A 16,547-nucleotide genomic window follows, 5' to 3' on the forward strand; every position below is an offset into this window, starting at 1 on the left:
TGTCTTTATGAAAACAAGCAATAAAAGCCCTCAAGGTAGAGGGCTTTATTATTTTTTGTGTGGTGTTGTTTAATGTAATGGCTATTTCTTAGGGCGCCAGCTTAGTGCACTTGCAACAGCGCCGATGGCAATCACATCCTTTTTTTGTTCACTAAGTTCTGGGAGCATCTGTACCGCAATGGTACCGTTCGTCTGTACAGCGGCAATTTCTTGTGTGCCTTCCTTAAAGCTATAACCCAATGGAATGTCTACCGCCATCATGGCGTCGGGACTAGTATGTACGGTTTCTACATTAAAGTGGGTGCTGCCGATACGCACTACGCCAGTCTCTTTTTTCTCGAAGCTGATGTCGATGAGAGCGGATTTTGGCTCCATAGCAAATTCTCCCACTTTGACGCCATCTTGGGTGATATCACAGGTGTAAGGATCATTCCCACCAAAATCGACGCCCATGTAGTTAACCGACATACCGCCCCCAGTGCAGTTCAAAAGCCAAGTTTCCCCGTTGTCGATACGAGTCACTTCTGCGCCCATCGCACCTTCTTTGAAAGATATATGGTTAAACCAACTTGAGTTAGAAGCACTGCGTGAATAGTTGCCTTTGTACTTACCAGCAAAATCAAAATGACCATCTGCACCGAATCCCCAAAAATCTCCGTCGGTTTTGATCAGCATTTCTGGTTGTGCTTTTACGGCGTCAGTACGATCCATGACGGCTAGGCCACCACAACCTACAAGGAGTAGGGGAGCGAATAGAGTAAGTTTCTTCATGTTTTTCATCGTTTATAGCTCGGTTACATCTAAGATTTGGTCGGTGAATTGGATCTTTTGAATGTCGTACAACTCATCAGAGCCTGTACTCGGGCACTTAACAGAAACGCTCTTTGCTTTGATAACAGTACATTCTGCCAGTTTGTGTGGCACGATATAGGTGTTGATACCACCTTCACCATAAATGCTGTTGTCTTTGCTGTTGCCTTCAAAGGTATTGTCTTGGTCATTACCGATGACATTCATCGCGTCGTCGCCAATGATCTTCACTTTTGTCAGCCACTGAGATTTGTAGGTGTATGCTTCTATCAAGCCGTCTTTGTTGGGAGCCATACGAAAGGTAGGCACTGTGCCTGGATTTGTCTTTTCTGTGTAAAGTTTGACGCCCGCAGAGTCGATGTTCGCGGTGTATTGCAAGTATCCGTGGAATAAGCCGCTGATCCAATCAACGGCTTGTGGATCTTGAGTTTGCATTTCTTCACGTGTTAACGCTTGGTAGCCATCTAAACCTTGTCCGTTTGCTTTTGCTACACCCATGTAAGCTTCAAAAGCGGCAGCAAAGTATTCGTGAGAATATGAAGGGCCCGTTTGTTTAACACTTTCAGGATCGAAGTCGTCCGATTTCCAATCGTCCCAGTCATACTGAGTTGGGCGCCACACCGTCGGTTTGCCCGCTTGAATATCGTTATAGATTTTTAACGCATGAGCTTGAATGTCATTTTGCAGTGCCGCAGTCCCCGTGTTAGGTGCAATACCTTGCGCTTGGACCAAGTGTAAAATTTCTTCAAAAGCGGCGTCTCGTTCGGCTTTTTTACCAAGATTGGCACAGTAATCGGCAAAATTACTCATGTAATGGCAATCGCCTTCAACTGTCAGTTCTCGATACATCAAAGATTGGCTGTTCCTTAGCCAGTTTGGTGTTTCTTTACTATTTACTAATGTTGCCACGATAGATGTGACAAGTGTATCCATATCTTCTTCGTTAAGTACCATCATACTTACAACAAACTTTTCTAGAGAACTCGTATCAAAAGAGTGTGCTAAGCCCGAGTTTGTCACTGCATCGTTCAGTTTGTCTTGGCGAATCAGTTCGTTGATAAAGATTTTGGTTAACATCTCATCATTCTGTTCGTCGTTTTCGGTCAGCATTAGTGTGGCATCACGCTCGGCTAATGTCTTAGCGATACGAGACTTGTCAGCACCGTACTTAGAGTCTGGTTGGTTTGTTAGAAGGTGTTGGATGATTTTGGCTGCACGAAAGATTTTTTCATTATTCGCACCGTCATCAACAGCCACAATGTGAAATGCATCATTGTTATTTGCTTCAGAAAGGGAGATTTTCACATAGTGGGTGAAGCCCGCATCAGCAGCCACTTTTAACTTGGCTGGAAGCTCTGTAGAAACGACAGTTGGGATTGTGACAGTGCTCAATGTTGGCGCTGGTGGTGTTGGAGGTGTCGTTGTCGATGGTTTCGAATTAGATTCACTGCCGCCGCAAGCAGTTAGACTTATCGCGCAAAATATGGCTAAAGGTGTTAATTGGGAATATCTCATTTCATGTTACTCGTAGACTTTATTAGAGCAAGAAACTTAGAAGTAACATAAAGTCCTGTCTATATAAGCAAATAAAGTCATATATATCGATGTTGTTTTTTGGTAAGGAATATCATTCGATACATTTAAAAATATAGTAGATTTTTATTCCGAAATTTATTTTTATGTGAAGCTATATTCTGCCAATAAATAAAACATCAGGTTATTGCATGGTTTTAGGGGCGTAGAATGATTAGGATTATCGTATATGTATGGTTTGTAAGCGTATGTAAGCCTGCTTTTTATTAAAATTATCACTTAAGTGGTTTGCGCAGTATAGGACGAGCGATATACTCCCTCCATCATATTGGTGGAGTAAATGATTCATGGTGGGCAATACAATCTTACTGGTAGAAGACGACTCTGAGATTGCTCGATTAACCAAAATGTACCTCGAAGCCGAAGGCTATACAGTAACTGTTATCGATAACGGTCAAAATGCATTAGAAACGATTAAGGAACTCAAGCCGGACCTAGTGCTGTTAGATTTGATGTTACCAGGAAAAAATGGCGCAGAAATATGCCAAGAGGCACGTAAATTTTATCATGGGATTATCATTGTTTTGACTGCAACCGATGATGAAATGAGCGAGGTGAGCTTATTTAAGTTCGGTGCTGATGATTACCTTACCAAACCGATAAAAGGCAACATCCTTCTCGCCCGTATTGAAGCGGCGTTGCGTCGCTATCGTCGTCAAGTTGATACCGTTGAAGAAGAAAAGCTGAGCCGATATGGCATTAGCCTTTGTCTTCGTCGCTCCCAAGCATTTTATTTGCAAAAAGATATTGGTTTGACGAGTTCTGAGTTTGAAATTTTAGAGCTCCTGATGCTGAATGTCGATAAGCCAGTATCTCGTGAATCATGTTGCCGTCTTGCCAGAGGTATTGAATACTGCATTACTGATCGTTCGATTGATATGCGTATATCCTCACTAAGGAAGAAATTCTCTAAGGCTCATATCCATACCGCTACCATTAAGACCATACGTCACCACGGCTATATGCTGACAGGTAAATGACGCATGTTTTCCCTGTTTACTCGTCTATATGTGGGGTTAGTTACTGGCCTTGCGCTGACTGTTGCTTTGTTTCTCTTTATGGGGGAAGAGTACATGCGCAAAACAGAAGTCGGTGTTTTTTTGAGTGATGGTGCTTATTTTGTCGATCAATACATTGAGCAACGAGGCACTCCGGATTCTCTCTACAAGAAGTTAACCGAAAACGGCAAGCAAGATTTCTTTATCTTTGATTTAACATTGGTTGAAAACTGGGACGGATCACCGCCTTGTCGAGATTGTAAGCTGCTGTACCGAATACAAGGGGTACCTGTTTATCTTATTGATGGCAGTACTTATGCTGCGGTATTCCCTTTACCTAACACCTCGAAGAGTTTAGTTTTCAAAGAAAAAACGGATTTCTTTAGCCCAGATGTTGATTGGAATGAAGATTCTGAGATTGTATTTATACTGACTCTACTTTTGGTTGTTGTGTGCAGTTTAGGCATTATGGTTTACATACCTGTACGACGTCTTGACCGCCAAATTCGACAACTAACGGCTGCACAACAACAATTTGGTTATGGTGAGTTGAATACGCGAGTCGATCTAAAGCAATTTTCGCAACCCGTGAAAGAGCTCGCCCAAGGCTTCAACTGCATGTCTGAAGAGATTGAGAGACGAGTACGTCAAACACACATCTTTACTCAAGCTATTCCTCATGAAGTGCGCACTCCGCTGAGTCGTATTCAGCTAGCGACGGATTTAGCTAGGCGCACGAGTGGTGAAATGCAGGCAGAGTTACATGACGATATTGAACGATACGTTGATGTAGTGACGGATTTAACGTCCGACATTGTCATGCTGTCTCGCTTGAGTGTGAAAAACCATTCTTTGAGCGATTCTGTTGAAACCATGGAACTGCCTCTTTGGTGTAAAAGCCGCATGAATTACCTAGGCTTAGAGTCCGCCATGTTGAGAGCAGAAAATGAACTCGCGAGCCAATTGATTCACTTTCAGCCTACTTTGGGTAACCTCGTCCTCGATAATTTATTGCAAAACGCCAAGCGTTACGGTGAATCCTGCGTTGAGGTGACGATTCGAATGGTAGCGGATTGCTGGAGCATCGATATTGAGGACGATGGTCCGGGCGTACCTGAAGCGATGCGAGAAGAAGTATTTATGCCATTTTCGCGTTTAGACAAAAGCCGCAACGCCGACGTGAAAGGCTTTGGTTTAGGGCTTGCCATCGCTACCAGTGCAGCGAGGCAATTAGGTTGGGAACTTTCTGTCGGCGAGAGTCACTTAGGCGGCGCACGTTTTACGGTGCTTATTCCTGCCAACGATTAGAGTAGGCACTGTGGTAGTCTGGTTCAGCGATACCTTCATACAAATCTTCACAAGCTTGCAGTGGACCTACGACAGTTCGGTAGGGTAGGACACCTGCCCAAACAGGAATGTCCATGTCTTCCGCATCGTCGTTGACGCCAAAATTGCTGATTTTCACAGATGCCTCTGTGAGTGGGATACGCAGCAGCATGGTGGCTTTGAGCTCTTTTTCATTGCTCAAACGGACTTGTTTTGTTCTCCCTGGAGCGATCTGTTCGATAAAGTGATTCAACAACCTGTCTTTCTCTTGGTTATCCTCCACCATCTCAAACTGGCCAAAGACCACTGCACTGCGATAATGCGCACTGTGGTGAAATGCACTTCGAGCCAATACCCAACCATCAAGCAAAGTAAAGGTTAAGCACGTTTGCACTCCTTGTTTGAGTGAGCGTAACAGTCGACTGTTGTTGGCACCATGGATATACACGTAATCATCGACACGCCATGCCAGCATAGGGATGACCACAGGGCCTGACTCGTTGGTTATCGCAATATGAGCGATTAGGCTTTCATCTATGATGGCGTGCAGTTTGCTAACATCAGAGACGGCTTTATGTGCGCCTTTCTTAATTTCCGTTCTATTGGTGTTGGATAGCATTTTCTCTCCTTGTTTGCTCACGATTACGAGCGATTGATCCTCATTCTTTGATTGCAATGTAGCGTTTAACTGGTAGCTTAAAGAGAGCCACTTTTAACTAATGGATGGATCCAGTTTGTCTTTGATTGATATCGGTGACCTGCATTTAAAAGACAGTGATGGAACGCGTCAGCAAGCGTTGTTTTTTGCTATTCGCAAGAAAATTGTTCAAGGATTGTGGGTGAAGAATGGGAAGTTGCCTTCTACGCGGAAGCTTTCACAAGCGCTTAATCTAAGTAGGAATACCGTGATTTCTGCTTACGAGCAGTTAGTGGCGGAAGGTTACTTGAACAGCCAAAAAGGTTCGGGTTTTTATGTTGCCGTAGAACTGCCGGAGCAGTACTTGCCTGAACCTAATTCAGTTCAGAGAGACTCACCACCGAAAACCAACTTTGACATCAACCGCGCATTTGCACCGGGTGTGCCGGATTTGGACGCATTTCCGATGGCGCAATGGCAAAAGTTACTTGCTCGCCACATGTCCCGCCCCTGCTTGTTGGGGAATCAAGATATTCAGGGTAGTTGGGCATTGCGCAGTGCTTTAGCTGACTACCTCGCATCAAGTCGCTCAGTGAATTGTTCTCCAGAGCGCATTATTATTACCTCTGGGGCACAGCAAGCGTTGTCAATCGCGACGATGGTAGCTCTAAAACAAGGTGATAAGGTTCTGATGGAGCAACCGGGTTACGCGCAAATGCGGAAGTTGATTCAGTTCCAAAACTATCAATTTGAGCCTTTGTTCGTAAGAGAGAAATTAGGCTTTGATGTGGAAGCTGTGACCTCAAGCGATGCCGATGCGCTGTATATCACACCAAGTAATCAATATCCGATGGGGACCACACTCAATACCGAGCAAAGAGGAAAGATCATCAACTGGGCGGTCGAGCAATCAAGTTGGATCATCGAGGACGATTATGACAGCGAATTTCAGTTTGCTCATCGTCCCTACACCAGCTTACAGGGGCTAGCCGCTCAAATGGGTCGAGATGAGCATGTGTTGTATGTGGGTTCCTTCAGTAAAGTGATGTTTAACGGATTGCGGCTTGGCTACCTGGTGGTTCCTGAACGTTTAGTAGAGCAATGCTTAGTGGTTAAAGATGCGTTAAGTGGTGATTCACCGACGCACACTCAAGAAGCGTTGGCAGATTTTATTACCGAGGGTGGGTTGTTGCGCCATATCCGAAAAATGCGCCGACTATATAAAACCAAGCATGAACAGATGCATTTATCCATTCAACAGCATTTTGGCGACAGTGTTTGCGTCGTTAGCCAAGCGGCTGGGCTTCATATTACGTTGAAATGGCAAAACGGTATAGATGAGCTGCGTTTTACAAAACTGGCAGAGCATGAAGGGATCATATTGCGACCTTTGAGCTATTATGAACATCCAGGTTTCCAAGCACGTCACTGGCATGGTGCCGTGCTTGGTTATGGTAATATCGCGTTAGAGAACATAGACGCTGGTATCCAACGTTTAGCCCAAATTTTTCGACATGGGAAGCGGTGACTATTCAACTGCGCGTGTTTGTCGTTTATGTCGCCACTGTTTCCAAGGCAGTAAAAGTAGAGTGAAAATGCCAAGTGCATAAAACATTGACCAGCCTAAACATATAAAAACACCGGTACAAAGCAGTAGAGAAAGTCCCGCAAGCGCTTTACCAAACCCACGGAGCAATTTATAAGCGGCTAACATCGCCAACATGTAAACCAAAACGAATACACTATTTGCTAGTTTTAGGAAAAACTCCAGATCGAGCTGCGATAGCGTTCCTATCACGCAAGATATTAGCAGTACGCCGCCAACTAATAAGGTGGCTGAGAAAGGGACACCACGACGCGAAATCTTGGCTAGTGGGCTGTAAGGACGATGTTCCCGAGCTTGAGCCCAGACCATTCGCGCTAGGCTCTGTGTGTATAAGTTAACGCTCGCGAAACAAGCGGAGAATCCGATCAAACTGATTATCCATTTGGCCCCATCGCCAAGTAGTTGAGCACTCAACCATGGAATCGATGCATTATCGAATTGAGCATTACCATATGCACCAAACTTTAAAATAACAACAGAGCAAGCCCAGTACGTAGCTCCCGCTACAAAACAACCGACAATAATGGCGATAGGGAAGTCTCTTTGAGGGTTTTTGAATTCTTCCCCCATATGAGCAAAAGCCTCTATGCCAACAAAACACCAGAACATCACGCCAAGCGCTGCGGTAATAGGCCAAATTGACTCTTGTGTGATAGCTGGCATCACGAGATCGGCGCTGTTAACGTCACCTTTCCATAAAAATGTTCCAACGAGCGCAAAGACACTCAAAGCAATAAGAGTTTGTAAATGACCTGATGACTTAGTGCCCATCAAGTTGACGAACACAAGAAGTAATACCGTTAGAATTTGTGCAAACAGATTATTGCTAATAGGCTCTGGCAATATTTGCTGTAGAAAGCCTGCGGCGAGTGCAATCGCGGCCGGAACCCCTACCGGAATGACACTAACAAATAGCCAAGCTACACTACTTTCCAGCTTGGCGTTAAATGCTTTACGCACAAAAAATGCGGTTCCGCCCGCGTTGGGATATCGCTTGCCTAGCTGGGCAAAAGTCAGCGCAATAGGACAAATGGCGATGAATAATAAAATCCAGGCCCATAGTGAAAAATGACCCGCTATGCCTGCTGCAATGGCTGGTATCATAAAAAGCCCCGTTCCCATTAATGTTGTGGATAGTTGGGCGATACCGGATGTGAGTGAAATGTCTTTTTTGAGCTGTTCCATGCTAATTGATTCATCCAATGTTGTAGGTCTTATGACGAAAACGCTTGTGGCTTCTAATTATCTCATTTATTGGAGTTTAATGAGCCCGCTAGTGCGCTGAGTGCATAAGAAGCGTATTTGATTTCAATGCGTTATCGCTCTTTTATTTGAATGGATAACGGTGCTCATCTCATGCTTACCAAATAGCATATCCAAAATCTTAATAACAAAATGATTTACTGAACCGTCAATATGACGGTTGTTTTAAATATTTCCAACAAAATGTTGGTTTCTTATGCAGTTAGAATCGGTATAGAATGAGAAAAATAAGGAAAGCTTGGTAAGTATATGGACAAGTTTGATCACAAGATTGTGGATCTTCTCCGACACAACGCTCGGCTGTCGGTGACTGAAATTGCGGATAAAGTGAACCTTTCTCGTTCTGCGGTGACGGCTCGTATTCGTAAGCTAGAACATGACAAAGTGATTCTCGGGTATCACGCTGAAATTGCCTCTTCAGGCGGGGACTCGATTTGTGCTTATTTTGCTCTAAAGTTCGATAAATCTACATCCACGTATTATTGCGAATCATATGCCGACGAACTATACAAAATCGATGGCGTAAAATGGTGCCATGCAATCAGTGGTGAAACGGATATGATGGTTTTTGTCGAAGTACCTACGATGACTCGTTTGAACGAAATCAGAGATCAAATTCAACGTTACCCAGAGCTAAGGCACCTCATGACTCATACCGTTTTAGCTGAGTTCTTTAATACGACTGGCAACCAGTTTGTGAAATAAGCATCATGGGTGCCATTATTTATTAAACCTTCTTGAGCCGGTATGTTAAACAACATCAATTTGAATCTACTTAGGTCCTTGCATGTACTTTTAGAAGAGTGTCATGTCAGCCGAACTGCAGAACGTTTGCACATTACGCAGTCTGCGGTTAGTCGACAGCTTGCACAATTGCGCGATCTGTGTGGTGACCCACTGCTTATTCGTCAAGGTAATCAGCTGATACCAACTCCGCGAGCAATAGCGTTAAAATCAAAGCTTGATGCGTTACTGGCTGAGTTTGACCATTTACTCGATGACAAACCTTTTGAGCCGCAACTGTGGCAAGGCGAGCTGGTTATTGCCTCAAGCGATTACGTGGCACAATACGTTTTGCCCGATATTGCATCTCACTTGGGTGAACAAGCACCACAATTGGATTTGGCGTATCGACTGTGGCAGCTAGATTTTATCGATAAGCTTCACGAGTTAGGAATCCACCTTGCTTCTTCTATGTATCCCACTCAGCCTGAAGGTGTATCTAGCATCAATATTGGTTCTGATAAGTCAGTTTGTTTGATGAAGGCATCTCACCCTTTAGCTGGTAAGGCTTCGATTTCTGTAGAGGACCTCATTAGTCATTCGCATATTCAAGTGACGGGTGGGGGAGACAAAGACTCAAGTACCGATATGGCACTAAAAGACAGGGGGCTGATGCGTCATGTTACCTTTAAAGTGCCTTTTTTCTCTGCGGCGGTAAATCGTTTGGTCTCAAGTGAGCACTTAATGGTAGTTCCGGAGCACATTGCAAATAATTTGGCCAAGCACTGGCCTTTGGTTCATAAAGCGTTTCCTTTTGAGACACCTACCCATGAATACTGGCTGATGTGGCATCCTAAATACGACAATGATCCAGCTCATCAGTGGGTGCGAGAGCAAATCCACGCGGTGATGAAAATATCGGAATACTCCATTCATTAGGTTATGATTTTAAATCATGACTTTTATGCGAAACTTTGATTTCAAATTATAGCTCTTCAATTGATAGATTGAGTTCAAATGGAGAGAGGTTACTTATGACACTAACAGTTTGGTTATCACTTTTTACCGTGTGTTTACTAGGCGCTATGTCTCCTGGGCCTAGCCTAGCGATTGTGGCAAAACATGCCCTGGCTGGTGGACGCATCAATGGTTTGGCAACGGCTTGGGCACACGCTTTTGGAATTGGCATTTATGCCTTTATTACTTTGATTGGCCTCGCTGTTGTTTTGCAGCAAAGCCCGATGTTGTTCAAGACGATCAGCCTTGCAGGCGCGGCATATCTTGCATATTTAGGGTTCAATGCGCTGCGTTCGAAAGGCGGTGTGGCGGCGAAGTTGGAGTCAGGAGAAGAAACAACGGTAAGTCAGTCTGCACGGGAAGGCTTTTTTATCTCGATTTTAAGCCCCAAAATTGCCTTGTTTTTTATCGCACTATTTAGTCAGTTTGTAGCGCTAGGTAATGATTTGAGCAATCAAATGATCATTGTGGCTACACCATTTGTTGTGGACGGGCTTTGGTATACTTTTATCACCCTAGTGTTATCGAGCTCTAAAGTAGTGGACAGAATTCGTTCTAAAGCGGTGTTAATTGATCGTTTGTCAGGGATTGTTCTCATGCTATTGGCACTTCGAGTGGTCGTAACCGTATAAATTTGCAAATACAACAAAATATTAAAGGCAGCCCGGATGGCTGCCTTTTTCTGCTCTCAGTAAACCCTCATATAATTTACGTAATCTTGACGCTAAATGCTGCTAAAGTTAATACTATCAATAGTGTTACTTTGGTTCACATTATCATTTGTAGTAAGCGCAGCTTTCCAACGCACTGTTATAATTAGAACGAGAGCCACTTAACGTTAATACTAACAATGTCGCATATTAAGTCGAGAATGCTTTATTGGGTAAAACGGACTTTCCTCTTACTTATCCTATGAAAGGGGTAGAGACTTCATGACCGTTTAGAAGGTGAGAGAGCAATATGCAAAGAATAGTAAATCTAGCTCTAGTAGTAATTTTGACCAGTGTTTGCAGCGTTGCTTGGATATTCCTTTCAACAAAGAGCATATGGGTGTTTTTTGAACTGTTTGTATTCACGATGCTTGGTTTTGGGCTTTTGTACGCGCTACTACAAAAGGTTGATCCTCAGCACTTTGACTTCGTTTTAAATCACATAGAAGAAATAAAGAGAGAAGGCAGAGAAGCTTGCCAAAATGGGACCCCGAAAGAATCTAACCCATACTCTGGTGTTGATGGCGATTTGTGGGAGGCTGGCTACACAGTCTCTCACAACACAAAGATAAAACAATAAGCCGCTAGTTGCTTATTTGACGTTGTGCTTTTCAAAAAAAGCACCCTGTCATTGTAAAGACAGGGTGAAAGCAAGAAGTTTCTCAGGAGCGGTCGGGGGAGAGAAACTTATATAAATTCTATTTACTTATCGGCGAACCTCTTCGAACTCACCTTCGATAGCATCGGCTTTACCAGTATTGAATTCATACTCTTCATGCATTTCTTTCTGCATTTTCTTCACGCGCTTCTCAATACGTTTGCCTGTAATTAATGCTGCGATGGTCAACGGAATCGCAATGATCAAGCTAAATACTAATGTAAAAAAGCCCGTAATCAGTGCTAGTGCGGTAACAATAATCCGATTCATAATCATGACCTCTCTGTAATTTATGTGTTCAGATTAATGCTGTGAACATGAACAAAACATGAATGATAGTCTTCACTTTGTCCGGAGAGTGTCAAATGAGCGAAATGAAAAAACGCCTGAGGGTGATCAGGCGTATAAACGGGGAAAAATATTAGTAATGCGCTTCGCGCTTATTATTTAGAACAAATATGAGATATTGTCCGTTACGCTATGTGGTTAACGTTGTGGAGCAAAGTTCACCTATCGAGGGAATGTTTGGTAACGAACACCCATCATTTGTTCCATACAGTGCACAACTTGGCAGCTGTAACCGAATTCGTTGTCGTACCAGATGTAAAGTACGCAACGTTTGTCTTGTGCGATAGTCGCTTGACCATCCACGACGCCTGCATGGCGAGAACCAACTAAGTCAGTTGATACAATTTCTGTTGAATCGGTGTAGTCAATCTGTGCCGAAAGCTCAGAGTTCAACGCCATTTCACGCAAGTAATCGTTCAGTGAATCACGGTCTACGTCTTCACCTAAGTTTAGGTTAGCGACTGCCATCGAAACGTTTGGTGTCGGTACGCGAATTGCGTTACCTGTTAGCTTACCAGCTAGCTCTGGCAGTGCTTTTGCTACTGCTTTAGCTGCGCCAGTTGAAGTTAGAACCATGTTCAGAGAAGCACTACGTCCACGGCGGTCACCAGAGTGGAAGTTGTCGATCAAGTTTTGGTCGTTTGTGTATGAGTGCACGGTTTCGATGTGACCAGAAAGGACACCATATTTATCATTCAGCGCTTTAAGAACCGGCGTGATTGCGTTTGTGGTACAGCTCGCTGCAGAGATGATGGTGTCATCTTCTTGAATAACTGATTCATTTACACCGAATACAACGTTTTTGATATCGCCTTTACCTGGTGCCGTTAGCAGCACTTTCTCTGCACCTTGACACGCTAAGTGTTGGCTTAGGCCTTCAGAATCACGCCAAACACCTGTGTTATCAACAACAAGCGCGTTGTTAATACCGTAAGCAGAGTAGTCCACTTCGCTTGGATTGTTTGCGTAGATGATTTGGATGTAGTTACCGTTAACGATCAGAGCTTTACGTTCCTCATCGATCACGATGCTGCCGTTGAACTGACCATGGACTGAGTCACGACGCAGTAAGCTAGCACGCTTCTCTAAATCGCCTTTTTTACCGCCACGAACCACAATCGCTCGCAGTCGTAGTGGGTAACCTGGGCCACTTTTCTCGATCAGAAGGCGAGTTAGTAGTCGACCAATGCGACCAAAACCGTAAAGAACTACATCACGTGCTTTCAATGAAGAGTCTGCATCGCGTGCGCCATCAAGTGCAGTGATAAGGAAATCATTTAGAGAGGCAGTATCGTCATGCTCATTCCAGTACTTAGTTGCCAATTGGCCAACATCTACACGACACGAAGAAATGCTCATTTCACATAGCGCTTGAATGATAGGCATCGTGTGCTCAAGTGAGAGTGGGCTGCCTGTATAACGTCTTGCAACGCGATGAGTTTTGAGAATGTCTATAGTAGTAGCATTGATAAGCGTTTTACCAAACAGAACCACTTCGATTCCTTTTTGACGATATAGCTTACCAATTAGAGGGGAAATAGATTCAGCAATCGTTTGGCTAGTTTGCCAGTCTTGGAGATATTTCTCTGGACTCATTGTTGTATTAGACCTTTCACGTTTTGGGGGCTAACCATACTCTCTGCTGTTGCCTCTTCGGCAGCGTGCAAGAGTGTGGTGGGTTATGTAATCGGGTTGTAATAGTTATGTGTGCGGATTCTAAGGTCGGAGCCCTTATTCTGCTAGGAAAATTAAATCCAGTGTAAAACACTAGTTAAGGTCGTGTTAGTGGTGAATTAATGTGACTAAAGCGGTGGTTTTCACGTATTGACATTTAAAAAGTCATCCACTTTTTTCGCGATGATAATGTGTGTTTTCAAATTAGTTTTGTTGTCACTGTGAATTCGTTTGCATTTTTGTGTGATTTGTCTCTATAAGGCAACGAAATAGGTGAACATATGGTTTGGAATTTTATGAAAAGTGATGTGCATCTTAGGTATGAGTGAAACTTCACTGTTTGAACTCAGCTTGAAGATCAAAAAGTATGATTCGAGTCACAATTACCATTTCATTGACCGATGGCGAAATAAGCGGAATGACCATGGTTTTGGTAGGTGAATGTTGTTTTAAAGTAACCATGTCGTATATGCCTTTCAATGCCAGAAACTAGTCTAGTATTAAATAATCGGATGAGATCAACCATTGGGCTGATGGATGTTGAGATTATCAATAAAAACACGCTTAGCACTCCTCGCACTATTACCCACAGTGGTGATAGTGGTTTTTGCAGTCCAGCAGTTTTCTGACAATGCGTTGCGCGTAAGCCGTCTCAATCAAACGGTAATCAATATCCAAGGTTTCCAGTTGATATCCCAAGCCTCTCATTTTATATACTCCATAGAGAAAGCACGCCGCCAGCCTACGCTTCAAGCATCAGCCGCACTTAATATAGAAGAACAAGACGGTGTTATTTCTTCCATGCATCAAAAATTCGTCAGTAACCCCAATACCGCTGAATATGCTGATGAGCTGAAAGAGGCCATGCTAGGGGTATTATCCGGTAGGTTGGACGAGATGGATGACCTTGGCGATTGGGCATTTCAACTGCTTCAAAATATGTCGCGCTCTTTGCTACAAAATCATCAGTGGTATGGCAGTGAGGACGGCATTCGAATGCAGAATTTTATTGCTTACCTTGCTCAGCTGTCTTTTTGGACACAGAAAGAAGCCTGGTTGACACATCGCCTAGTTCAAGATCCTAAGAGTCGGTTGAGTCAGAGTCTGTTTTTTCAGGCTATTGATCGACAGCAGCAAAATTTGGATGCGTTTTTAAATTTAGGAGGGTCATACGATCAAGTTGATAAATTGCTAGGCTTGTTTACGTCGCCGAGATATCAGAGAAATTTGGCATCTCGTGGGCGATTAATGTCAGGGGACATGTCACGTAGTGACTATGAAGCGTATTTGAGAGAACTCGATTTCCGTGTGCAACGCTTGCAAGTACTCATTGATGGGTTCACGAAACAAACAGAGCAGTCGCTCCTAACACAAGTTCATGAACAAAAGACCAATATTGCGATGATTACCTCTGGCGTTATTTTGGTTATCGTCATGCTTTGCTGGCTTGGCTTTGGCACTTGGTTTCGGGTTAATAGCAAACTAGATGCGATTATTCATACCTTAACGGCGCTGATCAACGATGAAGAGAAACAGACGAAAGTCAAAGTCGATGGCAGTGATGAACTGACGATTTTCGCTCAGCAAGTGAATCGAGTGGTTGAAGAAAAGCAGAGACAAACAGACGAAATACTCCATGCTAAAGAGTCAGCAGTGTCTGCTAATCGCGCTAAATCAGTATTTCTTGCCAACATGTCGCATGAAATACGTACCCCCCTAAACGGTATTATGGGCATGACGGAGATACTCTCTCAAAGCGAGTTATCTTCCCATCAACAAGAAGTCGTTGATGACATTGACTCTTCATCTCAAACATTACTTACCTTGCTTAACGATATTTTAGATCTTTCTAAAATCGAATCTGGTCGACTGGAGTTGTCGCTAGTCGAGGCCGATATCCGAGAAGTGGTGTACCAATCGATGGTTTTATTTCAATCCAAAGCCACATCTAAACAGCTAGAGCTGGGGATTAACTTAGCTGAAAACATTCCAACTCGAGTGATGGTTGATGATCATCGCATCAAGCAGGTCATCACGAATCTGGTATCGAATGCGGTCAAGTTTACCGAAAGCGGTCATATACGTGTTGATGTCAGTTATGACGAGTTACCTGAGAACGAGCGCGGAACGCTGATGTTTAAAGTCGAAGATACCGGGATAGGCATTGAACAAGATAAGTTAACGACGATTTTTGAACCCTTTACTCAGGAAGATGAAGGGGTGTCGAGGCAGTTCGGTGGAACGGGACTGGGATTGGCAATTTGTCGTCAACTGGTATCCATGATGGGAGGGCAGCTTATAGCGACATCCACCAAAGGAGTGGGCACATGCTTTGAATTCTCTATTGAGGTTGACGTTATTCCGATGTTTGGCTGGCGCTCGGACGTGATAAATAAAGGGCTCTTGATCTGCACAAATTACGATTACGCTGATCAACTTTTGAAAGAGTGTCGATTAGCGAAAATCAATCTCTTTGGTGCGAATAATGTTAATGAAGTAAAAGCAATAAACGATGACTTTGATGTCATATTTCTGTGCCATAGTGACGACTCCAATACGGATGAAGCCTTAGATGAGTTGTCACTCAAGTATGATCTTCGTCGTGTGATTATTTGTCAGCATCATCTATCCACTCCCTACGACAATGCAGAAAGAGTACATGCTGTGCTCACATTGCCTTTTCTTGGCAATCGATTTAAGCATGTCATTGACGATTTAGCGAAGGTAGAAAAAACCATTTCAAGTGACGCTGTCACTAATAGTATTCCAAAGTCTGAATATCGCACGTCGCGCTCTCACAGGAGGATCTTAATCGCGGAGGATAACTTGATGAATCAGAAAATCGCCAGTTTCTTTCTGGATAAAGCAGGGTATGACTATTTGATAACAAGCAATGGACAAGAAGCGTTGGAAGCCATCACAAAGGGAGAAGAATTCGATGCAATTTTAATGGATTGTATGATGCCGGTGATGGATGGACTGACCGCGACGAAAGAAATTCGTCGTTGGGAAAAGAAAGCCGGGCGTGAGAAAACGACCATTATTGCGCTCACCGCGAGTGTTTTGGAAGAAGACATTCACAACTGTTTTGCTGCAGGTATGGATGCTTATTTACCTAAGCCTTATAAATCGAATCAGCTATTTGAGCTCTTCAATGAATTAAAACTCGCCTAAATCGATAACA

At 43.6% G+C, this 16,547-nt stretch carries 14 protein-coding genes; 8 read left to right on the forward strand and 6 right to left on the reverse strand.

Annotated elements, in window-relative coordinates:
• Positions 1-81 precede the first annotated feature (81 nt).
• Together CBX98_RS08310 and CBX98_RS08315 are read right to left on the reverse strand one after the other, a co-directional pair.
• On the reverse strand, positions 82-771 hold the full coding sequence (locus CBX98_RS08310; protein ID WP_109169007.1) for a hypothetical protein: 690 nt from the start codon (positions 769-771) through the stop codon (positions 82-84).
• 12 nt (positions 772-783) lie between these two features.
• Positions 784-2,325, reverse strand: coding sequence for a hypothetical protein (locus CBX98_RS08315; protein WP_109168956.1), 1,542 nt, complete (start codon positions 2,323-2,325; stop codon positions 784-786).
• 365 nt (positions 2,326-2,690) lie between these two features.
• On the opposite strand from CBX98_RS08315, the gene CBX98_RS08320 reads away from it, so the two are divergent.
• Positions 2,691-3,383, forward strand: coding sequence for a response regulator transcription factor (locus CBX98_RS08320; RefSeq protein ID WP_005396371.1), 693 nt, complete (start codon positions 2,691-2,693; stop codon positions 3,381-3,383).
• A gap of 3 nt (positions 3,384-3,386) precedes the next feature.
• Complete coding sequence (locus tag CBX98_RS08325) at positions 3,387-4,709, forward strand: ATP-binding protein (protein ID WP_109168957.1); 1,323 nt, start codon at positions 3,387-3,389, stop codon at positions 4,707-4,709.
• Here the strand turns inward: CBX98_RS08325 and CBX98_RS08330 are convergent.
• The gene (locus tag CBX98_RS08330) at positions 4,690-5,346 is read right to left on the reverse strand and encodes a pyridoxamine 5'-phosphate oxidase family protein (RefSeq protein WP_109168958.1); all 657 of its coding nucleotides are present in this window, start codon (positions 5,344-5,346) and stop codon (positions 4,690-4,692) included. The two genes, CBX98_RS08325 and CBX98_RS08330, sit on opposite strands and share 20 nt — an antisense overlap.
• Positions 5,347-5,446: 100 nt before the next feature.
• Here CBX98_RS08330 and CBX98_RS08335 point away from each other — a divergent pair, with 100 nt between their 5' ends.
• Positions 5,447-6,892 carry a PLP-dependent aminotransferase family protein gene (locus tag CBX98_RS08335; RefSeq protein WP_109168959.1) on the forward strand — a complete coding sequence of 482 codons (1,446 nt, stop codon included), beginning with the start codon at positions 5,447-5,449 and terminating at the stop codon, positions 6,890-6,892.
• Here the strand turns inward: CBX98_RS08335 and yjeH are convergent, their stop codons facing one another.
• Positions 6,893-8,155, reverse strand: coding sequence for an L-methionine/branched-chain amino acid transporter (yjeH, locus tag CBX98_RS08340; RefSeq protein WP_006741172.1), 1,263 nt, complete (start codon positions 8,153-8,155; stop codon positions 6,893-6,895).
• 327 nt (positions 8,156-8,482) lie between these two features.
• Between yjeH and CBX98_RS08350 the strand changes: the two genes are divergently transcribed.
• The 4 genes from CBX98_RS08350 (at position 8,483) to CBX98_RS08365 (ending at position 11,263) form a co-directional block, all read left to right on the forward strand.
• Positions 8,483-8,938, forward strand: a complete 456-nt coding sequence (locus CBX98_RS08350; RefSeq protein WP_005396378.1) for an Lrp/AsnC family transcriptional regulator — start codon at positions 8,483-8,485, stop codon at positions 8,936-8,938.
• A 42-nt stretch (positions 8,939-8,980) separates the two neighbouring features.
• Complete coding sequence (locus tag CBX98_RS08355) at positions 8,981-9,895, forward strand: LysR family transcriptional regulator (protein ID WP_109168960.1); 915 nt, start codon at positions 8,981-8,983, stop codon at positions 9,893-9,895.
• Between the two features lie 95 nt (positions 9,896-9,990).
• On the forward strand, positions 9,991-10,605 hold the full coding sequence (locus CBX98_RS08360; RefSeq protein WP_046875874.1) for a LysE family translocator: 615 nt from the start codon (positions 9,991-9,993) through the stop codon (positions 10,603-10,605).
• Positions 10,606-11,023: 418 nt separating this feature from the next.
• Complete coding sequence (locus CBX98_RS08365; protein ID WP_242446578.1) at positions 11,024-11,263, forward strand: hypothetical protein; 240 nt, start codon at positions 11,024-11,026, stop codon at positions 11,261-11,263.
• Positions 11,264-11,389: 126 nt separating this feature from the next.
• On the opposite strand, the gene CBX98_RS08370 is transcribed toward CBX98_RS08365, so the two are convergent.
• Both CBX98_RS08370 and CBX98_RS08375 read right to left on the reverse strand, forming a co-directional pair.
• The gene (locus tag CBX98_RS08370; protein ID WP_005397748.1) at positions 11,390-11,611 is read right to left on the reverse strand and encodes a hypothetical protein; all 222 of its coding nucleotides are present in this window, start codon (positions 11,609-11,611) and stop codon (positions 11,390-11,392) included.
• A 240-nt stretch (positions 11,612-11,851) separates the two neighbouring features.
• Positions 11,852-13,285 (reverse strand): glyceraldehyde-3-phosphate dehydrogenase, encoded by a 1,434-nt coding sequence (locus CBX98_RS08375; protein WP_006741169.1) that lies wholly within the window; start codon positions 13,283-13,285, stop codon positions 11,852-11,854.
• A 615-nt stretch (positions 13,286-13,900) separates the two neighbouring features.
• Between CBX98_RS08375 and CBX98_RS08380 the strand changes: the two genes are divergently transcribed.
• Entirely contained in the window at positions 13,901-16,537 is a 2,637-nt protein-coding gene (locus CBX98_RS08380; RefSeq protein ID WP_109168962.1) for an ATP-binding protein, read from the forward strand.
• The last annotated feature ends 10 nt before the right edge of the window (positions 16,538-16,547 follow it).

Origin of the sequence: Vibrio sp. T9 (assembly GCF_003123985.1) — a bacterium.
GTDB lineage: Bacteria > Pseudomonadota > Gammaproteobacteria > Enterobacterales > Vibrionaceae > Vibrio > Vibrio diabolicus.

Bases quoted from the DNA above. Each gene is read 5' to 3' on its own strand.
- CBX98_RS08380 (WP_109168962.1), top strand. From the start codon at position 13,901: ATGTTGAGATTATCAATAAAAACACGCTTAGCACTCCTCGCACTATTA.
- CBX98_RS08370 (WP_005397748.1), bottom strand. From the start codon at position 11,611: ATGAATCGGATTATTGTTACCGCACTAGCACTGATTACGGGCTTTTTT.
- CBX98_RS08355 (WP_109168960.1), top strand. From the start codon at position 8,981: ATGTTAAACAACATCAATTTGAATCTACTTAGGTCCTTGCATGTACTT.
- CBX98_RS08335 (WP_109168959.1), top strand. From the start codon at position 5,447: ATGGATGGATCCAGTTTGTCTTTGATTGATATCGGTGACCTGCATTTA.
- CBX98_RS08375 (WP_006741169.1), bottom strand. From the start codon at position 13,285: ATGAGTCCAGAGAAATATCTCCAAGACTGGCAAACTAGCCAAACGATT.
- yjeH (WP_006741172.1), bottom strand. From the start codon at position 8,155: ATGGAACAGCTCAAAAAAGACATTTCACTCACATCCGGTATCGCCCAA.
- CBX98_RS08310 (WP_109169007.1), bottom strand. From the start codon at position 771: ATGAAGAAACTTACTCTATTCGCTCCCCTACTCCTTGTAGGTTGTGGT.
- CBX98_RS08360 (WP_046875874.1), top strand. From the start codon at position 9,991: ATGACACTAACAGTTTGGTTATCACTTTTTACCGTGTGTTTACTAGGC.
- CBX98_RS08325 (WP_109168957.1), top strand. From the start codon at position 3,387: ATGTTTTCCCTGTTTACTCGTCTATATGTGGGGTTAGTTACTGGCCTT.
- CBX98_RS08320 (WP_005396371.1), top strand. From the start codon at position 2,691: ATGGTGGGCAATACAATCTTACTGGTAGAAGACGACTCTGAGATTGCT.
- CBX98_RS08315 (WP_109168956.1), bottom strand. From the start codon at position 2,325: ATGAGATATTCCCAATTAACACCTTTAGCCATATTTTGCGCGATAAGT.
- CBX98_RS08330 (WP_109168958.1), bottom strand. From the start codon at position 5,346: ATGCTATCCAACACCAATAGAACGGAAATTAAGAAAGGCGCACATAAA.
- CBX98_RS08350 (WP_005396378.1), top strand. From the start codon at position 8,483: ATGGACAAGTTTGATCACAAGATTGTGGATCTTCTCCGACACAACGCT.